This window comes from Streptomyces griseicoloratus, assembly GCF_014534645.1.
GTDB lineage: Bacteria > Actinomycetota > Actinomycetes > Streptomycetales > Streptomycetaceae > Streptomyces > Streptomyces griseicoloratus.
In genome coordinates, this window is record NZ_JACVQF010000098.1 from 1 (window position 1) to 8,873 (window position 8,873).

Here is an 8,873-nt window from a genome sequence, read left to right on the forward strand (position 1 = left end):
CAGTGCCTGAACGGCCTGGGAGGTACCCCCAGGGCGGCACGGGTGGGCGCGGGCGGCACCCCGGTGGCGCCGGGCTGCGCGTCCCACCCCCGGCCCGTACCCACGCCGGGATCAAGGGGAACGCCGGTCGCGGTCAGGTGCACGTGAAGCGCGACTGCGCCCAGTCCGCGAGCGCGACCGTGTCGACGGAGCTGTGCGGCTCGACCACCAGCCGTACCGTCTCCCGTCCGGCGATGTCCACATGCACCGGCACCGCCGGATCGCCGCCCTTGACCATCCCCGAGTTCCACAGCTGGACCCCGTCGGCGTGGACCGAGAAGTGGACCTTGCCCAGCTTCATCGTCATGTCGTCGACGCCGACCACCGCGTCGTAGGACGAACAGGGACGGTTGAGGTCGATGGTGACGGACGAACGGCCGTGCACCGTGACGCCGTGCGCGTACCGCTCGTCGGCGATCGACACGGTGGACCGCTGCCACACCCAGCCGCTCTCGCCGATCCGCATCTCGGGCGCGGTGCCGTCGCCACTGACGTCGTACGCCAGCTCGCTCCACCGGTACACCGTGGGGACGGGCGGGGGCGTCGGACTCGGCGTGGGCGTGGGCGTCGGTGTCGGCGTGGGTGTCGGCGTCGGTTCTGGGGTGGGCGACGGGGGCGGTGTCGGGGTGGGTGTGGGGGGAGGAGCCGGGCGGTGTGCGATCACCGAGGGCCTCGGGCGGGGGGTCGGTGTGGGCGGTGCCGGCGTGTCCGGGGCCGGCTGGGCCACCGGCGATGACGCCGGCGGGGCCGCCTTCGGCTCCTCGGGCGGGCTGTCGTTGCCGGTCAGCGCCAGCACCAGCGCCGCCGCGGCGCCCACGGCGACCACGCCGGCCGCGATACCCGCCTTCACCGGCGCCCCCAGCCCCTCGGAGGCCGCCGCGCCCCCGGCGCCCGCCCCACCGGAGGCACCGCCGCCCGCCGCGGCGGCCGCGCCCGCGGCACCCGCCGCCCCCGCGCCGCCGGCGATGAGCCCCGCCGCCTTGGCGTACCCCGCGGCGCCGAACCAGCCGATGACCGCGACCGGCACCACGGCGGGAATGCCGCTCGCGACCTCCTCGATCTGGCTGGCCGCCAGCCGGCACTTGGCGCACTCCTCCAGGTGCTTGCGCAGCCCCCGTTCGGCCCGGGTGCGAAGCCTTCCGCGGGCGTAGGTGCCGAGCCGGTCGGCATAGCGGGCGCACTCCTCGTCGTCGGCGAGTGCGGCGCTGACATGGGCCTGGAGATAGGCCTGCTTCAGGCCCTCGCGGGCGCGGCTGGCCAGCACACGGGTGCCGTTGGCGTCCAGACCGAAGAGCGTGGCCACCTCGCTCGGCGACTCGTCCTCGACCTCGGTGTGCCACAGCACGGCCTGCCACCGCTCCGGCAGCGACCGGAAGGCCTGCATGGCCATGGACTGCTCGGCCTCGTGCATGGCGCGGACGTCGGCGCCCAGTTCCAGGGTGTCGTCGTCCGAGACCTTGGAGCCGTGCGCGGTCTGCGCGGCGAACACCGCGAAGTCGTCGACCAGCTGCTCCCGCTTGGCCGACTGCGTCCACCCGGCGGCGACACGCCGGACCGCGGTGAGCAGGTACGCGCGTACGGCGTGCTCGGGACCGGAGCCGCCGCGCACCGCCTGGAGCATCCGGGCGAAGACCTCGGCGGTGAGGTCGTCCGCGGTGTGCGCGTCGCGGCAGCAGGTGCGTGCGTACCGGCGGACCGCTTCCGCGTGGCGCCGGTACAGCTCCTCGTAGGCCGTGTCGTCGCCCGAGCGCATCCGTCCGATCAGTTCGGCGTCGGAGGCGGGCAGCTCGCGCGGGGGCGGCAGGACACTGTTCTCGTGCGGGTCGCGCTGCGCCGGGACACCGCTTTCCGCCCGGCCGGAGTCCGGCGGGACCTGCGCCGGGCCGCCCTGTCCGGGCACCTGCGGCTGACCGCCGGGCTCGGCACCGTCGTCGCCCAGTGACCCGTCCCGCCCGTCAACACTCATCGCGGAAAGCCCCCGCCACCTGCCCGCCCAGTCCCGAACACCGGGTCAGAGTGCCATATTGGCTTTTGGTCACAACCCCCCTGTGCCCACCATCACCCGTCCGTGGGGAGTTGCCGCAAGGCAGTACTAAACGTCACCCCGGCGGGAAAGACCCTGCCGCAGTTGTGCCCGCCGGGCACGACCGGGCCGCGGTGCCGGCCGTGACCGCGGCGGCACGGAACCGGATCCCCCCGCCCGCCGCGGCCACCGTCGTCTCACGCGGGCCGCGACCGCAGACCCTCCAGCAGGATGTCCAGCAGCCGGGCCGAGGCCGCCGCCTGCTGCGCCGCGTCCGGCAGCGAGGGCGCCGCCGTGGCTATCACCAGCAGTACGTCCGACACCGACACGTCCGGCCGCAGCTCGCCCGCCGTACGCGCCCGCTCCACGAGCCGGCCGACGACCTCCAGCAGCGCCGCCGCCCCGGCGTCGTCCTCCGCGGACCCCGGAGCGCCGACGGGCGCCGGCTCCTCGGGCACCAGCCGCAGCTCACCGGAGCCCGGCTGCACGCGCTGCTGCGGTACACGGGGCTCGTCGGCCGTGCCGGAGCCGTCGTCCGCCACTCCGACCCGCAGCACCTGCGGAGGCAGCAGCCGGCCGGCGCCGGAGGCCACCGAGGTCCGCAGGAAGCGCGACAGCGCCGACCACGGCTCGTCCTCCTGACCGAGCGCCGCGCGGGCCTGCTCGGTCAGCCGCGCCGTCTCCTCCTCGGCTATCCGGCGCACCAGGACGTCCTTGCTCGGGAAGCGCCGGTACACCGTGCCGACACCGACCCGTGCGCGCCGCGCCACGTCCTCCATCGGCGCGCCGTACCCCAGCTCGCCGAACACCTCGCGCGCCGCGCGCAGCACGTGCTCCAGATTGCGCTGGGCGTCGACGCGCAGCGGTGCCGTCCGCGCTCCGTCCCCGCGGCCGCCGCCCGCCGCCGCGCCGCCGGTCGCGACAGCGGATGCGGACGACCAATGAGAGTCCTGAACATGCATAGACAATCCCCCGGTAATGACGTCTCCCCCCGGAGACTCTCCCCGCCATTGAAAGCCGGAGCGTGCGGAGCAGGGCCCGGTTCCGCGGCCCGCCCGTCGCGGACCCGATGAGCGCATCCCCCCACACCCCGAGGAGACGAACATAGTTGAGCGGGAGTCAATTCAGAAGGGGCAGGTTCCGCACGGAGCGCCCCCCGATCGGAGTACGGATCGCATACGCCCCGTATGCGCCTCCTCCTGCCCTCCGGCCGACCCCCGCTGACCTGCGGGACTGTTCCCCGCCCCGGCGATTTCGGCCACCCGGCGCCCGCCCGCCCTCCGGTCACACAAATCGCCGGGCCTGTGGACAAACGCAAGCGCCGGGTGCGTCATGGGATGGTGAAGGAACGTGCGCGCATTCTCGTTGTCGGCGGCGGCTACGTCGGGATGTACACGGCGCTGCGTCTGCAGCGGAAGCTGAAGGGCGAGCTGCGGCGGGGCGAGGCCGAGATCACGGTCGTCAGTCCCGACCCGTACATGACCTATCAGCCGTTCCTGCCCGAGGCGGCGGCCGGAAACATCTCCCCGCGTCACGTCGTCGTGCCGCTGCGCCGCGTCCTCGACCGGTGCCGGGTCGTGGTCGGCGAAGCCCGGTCCATCGACCACGAGGCCCGCACCGCCGACATCACCACCCTCGCCACCGAGGAGGAGGGCACGGGCGCGCGCCCGCTGCCCTACGACGAACTCGTCCTCGCCCCCGGCTCCGTCTCACGCACCCTCCCCGTCCCCGGCCTCGCCGACCACGGCATCGGCTTCAAGACCGTCGAGGAGGCCATCGGCCTGCGCAACCACGTCATCGAGCAGATGGACATCGCCTCCTCCACCCGCGACCCCGCCCTCCGGGACGCCGCCCTCACCTTCGTCTTCGTCGGCGGCGGCTACGCCGGCGTCGAGGCCCTCGGCGAACTGGAGGACATGGCCCGCTACGCCGCCCGCCACTACCACAACGTCAGGCCCGAGGACATGAAGTGGATCCTCGTCGAGGCCACGGGCCGCATCCTGCCCGAGGTCGGCGAGGAGATGGGCCGCTACACCGTCGCGGAACTGCGCCGCCGCAACATCGACGTGCGCCTCGAAACCCGCCTGGAGTCCTGCGCGGACCGGGTCGCCGTCCTCAGCGACGGCTCCCGCTTCCCCACCCGTACGGTCGTCTGGACGGCCGGCGTCAAGCCCCACCCGGTCCTCGCCGCCACCGACCTGCCCCTCGACGAGCGCGGCCGGCTCAAGTGCACCCCGCAACTGGCCGTCGACGGCACCACGCACGCGTGGGCCGCCGGCGACGCCGCCGCCGTCCCCGACGTCACCGCCGCCGAACCCGGCAGGGAGTGCGCCCCCAACGCCCAGCACGCCCTGCGCCAGGCCAGGGTCCTCGGCGACAACGTCGCGCACGCCCTGCGCGGCGAGCCCCTGGACACGTACGCGCACAAGTACGCGGGCTCCGTCGCCTCCCTCGGCCTCCACAAGGGCGTCGCCCAGGTCTACGGACGCAAGCTCAAGGGCTACCCCGCGTGGTTCATGCACCGCGCCTACCACCTCAGCCGGGTCCCCACCGTCAACCGCAAGGCGCGCGTGCTCGCCGAATGGACGCTCGCCGGGCTCTTCAAACGGGAGATCGTCTCCCTCGGTTCACTCGAACATCCCCGTGCGGAGTTCGAACTCGCGGCCGGTGGAAAGCCTTCTCAGGAACCCCCGGGAGACCCGAAGGGGTCGTCCTGACCGGACTCAGGAACTCCGTCGTCCGGCCCGGCGTCTGACGGATGTCGGCCCGGTCGGCACCCTGCCAGACTGGTCCACGACCGTGGGCGGGCCGCCGCTCGCCCCGCGCGGCCCCCGGGACCCCGGCCGGTTCCGGTGCCGGCCGCCGACAACTACACGAGGCAAGGATTCGTGAACTTCACGCGCTGGAGCGCCCGACTCCCCGGAACGCAGCGCCGCGCCGCAGCGCGGACCGACACCACGGTCTCCCCGGACAGGCGGGGAGAAGGCTCCGTACCCGCCGCCCGCACCGAACAACTGACCGACGAAGCGCCCCCCGTACCCGCCGTCGACGACCTGCCCGTGCGAGACGTCCTCGACCGCGTCCCGGCCCTCGTCGCCCTGGTCCACGGCCCCGACCACCGCATCGCCTACGTCAACGACGCCTACACGGCGGCCTTCGGCGCACGCACCCCGGGCGACCGCGCGCGTGAGGCCCTCCCCGAGCTCGACGAACTCGGCCTCTTCCCGCTCCTCGACCAGGTCCAGCGCAGCGGCAGACCCCGCACGCTCAAGTCCCGCAAGGCACCCGACGGCCGCTCCTACACCTTCACCTGCACCCCGGTCACCGAGGGCGACGCCGGCGGGGTCCTCGTCTTCGCCACCGACGTCACCGACCACGCCGAGGCCGCCGCACGCCTCCGCGCGAGTGAACGCCGCCAGCGCGAGACGGCCGTCACCCTCCAGCGCTCCCTGCTCCCCCAGGAACTGGAGGAGCCCGACGACCTGCGCGTCGCCGCCACCTACCACCCCGGCGGCACCGAGGCCGCGGTCGGCGGCGACTGGTACGACGTGATCACCCTCGGCGGCGGCCGCACCGCCCTGGTCATCGGCGACGTCATGGGCCGGGGAGTGCGGGCCGCGGCGGTCATGGGCCAGCTCCGCACGGCCGTACGGGCCTACGCCCGCCTCGACCTCCCCCCGCACGAGGTCCTCCAGCTCCTCGACGGCCTGGCCACCGAGATCGACGCCAACCAGATCGCCACCTGCGTGTACGCCATCCACGACCCCAACGAGGGCCGACTGGTGTACGCCTCCGCGGGCCACCTCCCCATCCTGGTCCGCGACGAGAGCGGCAACGTCCAGCGCGCCGACGAACCCACCGGACCCCCGCTCGGCACCGGCGGCTGGATGCACGCGTCGGGCTCGATCTCCCTGACCCCCGGCTCCACCGCCGTCCTCTACACGGACGGCCTGGTGGAACGCAGGAACGAGGACCTGGACGAGGGCATCGCCGCCCTGGAACGCGCCCTCGCCGGCGCGACCGGCGGCCCGCAGGTCGTCTGCGACCGCCTGGTCCGCTCGGCGGGCGTCACGGCCGACCACGACGACGACGTGGCCGTCCTGGTCCTCCAGCACCCCGCCCGCACGGGCCCGGACGCCGAACTGTTCCACAACGCCACCCTGGAACTGCTCGGCGGTATCGAGGCGGCCCCACGCGCGCGTGCCTTCGCCTCCGGCGTCCTGACCAGCTGGCGCTTCCCCACGGAACTGCACGACCTGGGCGTCCTGGCGGCGAGCGAACTGGTCGCCAACTCCCTCCAGCACGGCACGCCCCCGATGCGCCTGCGCCTGCGCCGCACCGACCGCCGCCTGATCATCGAGGTCACCGACGGCGACGACCACCTGCCCAGACGCCGACGCGCCGAACCGGGGGACGAGTCCGGCCGCGGCATCGCCATCGTGGCGACGATCGCCTCCAACTGGGGATGCAGACGCACCCCCGGCGGCGGGAAGGCGGTCTGGTGCGAATTCGTCCTGCCGAAGCCGTGACGGGCGGCAGCCTCGTCACGGCTTGGCGCACGGCCTCGCTCAGGCCTCCGCGGCGGCCACGGCTTCGGCCGGCGCACCGCCCTGCGTGACCACCCGGCTCCTCGCGAGCGCCGGCTGGTTCTGCACCTCCGTGAGCTGCCGCCCCAGTCGCACCGCCAGCACCGAGATCCCCAGCGAGAACAGCAGGAACACCACGACGTACGGCGCGTGCAGCGAGGCCCCGAGCGGCCCGCCCACCGCCGGACCGATTGCCAGCGCGAGCTGCTTCACCAGGGCGAACGCCGAGTTGTACTGCCCGGCCATCCCGGTCGGCGCCAGATCGGCCACCAGCGGGGCCAGCGTCGGCGACAGCATCGCCTCGCCCAGCCCGAACAGCGCGTACGTCGAGATGAACGCGGCCGTCGCCATGGCCTGGCTGCCGTGCCCCAGCCCGGCGTACCCGGCCACGGCCCACGCCACGGCCCAGATCAGCCCCACGCCGGCGATCACACGGGACCGCTTCCGCCGCTCGACGAACTTCAGCACCGCGAACTGCGCGACGACGATCACCAGCGTGTTCGCCGCCAGCGCCGTGCCCAGCGCGGAGGTGGAGATCCCGGCGGCCTCGACGCCGTACGCGCTCAGCCCGGACTCGAACTGCCCGTAGCAGGCGAAGAACAGCACGAAGCCCAGCACGCACAGCTGCACCATGGCCCGGTTGCCCAGCAGCTGCTTCCAGCTGCCCCCGGCCGACCGGCCCGGCACCTCGGCCACCCGCGGCGCGTGCGGCATCCGCACGGTCGCCAGCACGGCGACCAGCACCAGGAACATGGCCGCCTCGATGGCGAACAGCAGAGTGAAGGACGCGGCGCTGGTGGTGTCGACGAGGTGCCCGCCGATGAGACCACCGACACCGAGGCCCAGGTTCTGCAGGAAGAACTGCATCGCGAACGCCCGCGACCGCGTCTCCGACGTGGAGCAGTCCACGATCATCGTCGCGAGCGCCGGCTGCATCACGGCCTGCCCGGCGCCGAGCGCGGCGGCGGACAGCAGCACGGTCGCCGCGGAGGCGGCGAGACCGAGGCTCAGCGCGCCCAGCGCGGCGGTGACCAGGGCGACCAGCAGCACCGGAAGCGGGCCGCGCCGGACGATCGCCCGCCCGGCGAACGGCAGCACGATCAGCGCGGCCACGGCGAAGACGGCGAGTACGAGACCCGCCGTCACGGAACCCAGTCCCCGGACCTGCGCCACATAGACGTACAGGTAGGGGACGGTGAAACCGAGCCCGAACGCGCTGAGTGCGTTGCCCACGTGGATCCGGCGCATCGCTGCGCCCATCGCCCTGGTCACGTTCACCTCTCTCAGGGAGCCAGCCCAGTAGTTAGGACTGAAGACTTCAAAGCTAAAGTTCGATGCTAAAGAGTACACAGTGAAGGACTTCAAGGCAAAGGACCCTCATGCCATACTGCGGACCATGGGCGACACCTCCGGCGCCGGCGAGCCGACACTCGAAGAACAGATCGCCGCCTACCAGCGCGAGTTCCAGGACCTCGACCCCCAGGTCGAGAAGATCGTCTCGGCACTCTCCCGGCTGAACCGCCGCATGAACGTCGCGTACGGCCGCCAGACCGCCGAGCTCGGCATCAGCAACGCCGAGTGGGAGGTGCTCAAGGCGCTCGTCCTGTCCGGCGCCCCCTACCGTCTGGGCCCCAGCGACCTCGCCAAGCGCCTCGGCCTGACGCCGGCCGCGATGACCCACCGCATCGACCGCATGGTCGCCGAGGGACTGGTCACCCGGGAGCGCGACGAGAGCAACCGGGTCCGCGTCATCGTCGAGCTGACGGGCGAGGGCCGCGAGAAGTGGCTGGAGGCCATGCGCCTCGCCACCGTCTTCGAGGAGGACCTCCTCCAGGACCTCTCGCCGGAGGAGCGCGCGGCACTCGGCGAGGTCCTCACCCGCCTCCTGCGCAGGGTGGAGCACGCCCAGCCGGACGCCGGCGGTCGCCTCACCGACCTCGACTAAAAGATCTTGACAGACGGCCCTTGACAGCCATGTGCCCGATCCGTAAGGTTCTCCGAGTTGCCACGGGGCCGTAACGGTTCTGCGGGCAGCGCCGCCGCCCTTGAGTGCGGCACCTCAAACCACCAGCACAACCTCCCAGCGGGAACGAATTCGGCATGCCCGAATTCAATTCCGACGCGATTTGAGAATCGCGGAGAGAGTCCGCTAAGGTTTGAGACGTCGGAACGGCCCAACGGCCGCGAAGACAACCCCCTCTGACGGGGAATCAGAGCCCGGAAGG

Annotated in this window: 6 protein-coding genes; 3 read left to right on the forward strand and 3 right to left on the reverse strand. The window is 73.0% G+C overall.

Features of this window, described 5'->3' with window-relative positions:
- Positions 1-133: 133 nt before the first annotated feature.
- Both H0H10_RS02580 and H0H10_RS02585 read right to left on the reverse strand, forming a co-directional pair.
- Complete coding sequence (locus tag H0H10_RS02580; protein ID WP_188179135.1) at positions 134-2,005, reverse strand: sigma-70 family RNA polymerase sigma factor; 1,872 nt, start codon at positions 2,003-2,005, stop codon at positions 134-136.
- A gap of 254 nt (positions 2,006-2,259) precedes the next feature.
- Positions 2,260-3,024 (reverse strand): TetR/AcrR family transcriptional regulator, encoded by a 765-nt coding sequence (locus H0H10_RS02585; RefSeq protein ID WP_188179136.1) that lies wholly within the window; start codon positions 3,022-3,024, stop codon positions 2,260-2,262.
- A gap of 375 nt (positions 3,025-3,399) precedes the next feature.
- Here H0H10_RS02585 and H0H10_RS02590 point away from each other — a divergent pair, with 375 nt between their 5' ends.
- Positions 3,400-4,779 carry an NAD(P)/FAD-dependent oxidoreductase gene (locus H0H10_RS02590; protein ID WP_188179137.1) on the forward strand — a complete coding sequence of 460 codons (1,380 nt, stop codon included), beginning with the start codon at positions 3,400-3,402 and terminating at the stop codon, positions 4,777-4,779.
- A 171-nt stretch (positions 4,780-4,950) separates the two neighbouring features.
- On the forward strand, positions 4,951-6,591 hold the full coding sequence (locus tag H0H10_RS02595; protein ID WP_188179138.1) for an ATP-binding SpoIIE family protein phosphatase: 1,641 nt from the start codon (positions 4,951-4,953) through the stop codon (positions 6,589-6,591).
- 39 nt (positions 6,592-6,630) lie between these two features.
- On the opposite strand, the gene H0H10_RS02600 is transcribed toward H0H10_RS02595, so the two are convergent.
- Positions 6,631-7,908 carry an MFS transporter gene (locus H0H10_RS02600; protein WP_188179140.1) on the reverse strand — a complete coding sequence of 426 codons (1,278 nt, stop codon included), beginning with the start codon at positions 7,906-7,908 and terminating at the stop codon, positions 6,631-6,633.
- 136 nt (positions 7,909-8,044) lie between these two features.
- Here H0H10_RS02600 and H0H10_RS02605 point away from each other — a divergent pair, with 136 nt between their 5' ends.
- Positions 8,045-8,593 (forward strand): MarR family winged helix-turn-helix transcriptional regulator, encoded by a 549-nt coding sequence (locus H0H10_RS02605; RefSeq protein WP_188179139.1) that lies wholly within the window; start codon positions 8,045-8,047, stop codon positions 8,591-8,593.
- The last annotated feature ends 280 nt before the right edge of the window (positions 8,594-8,873 follow it).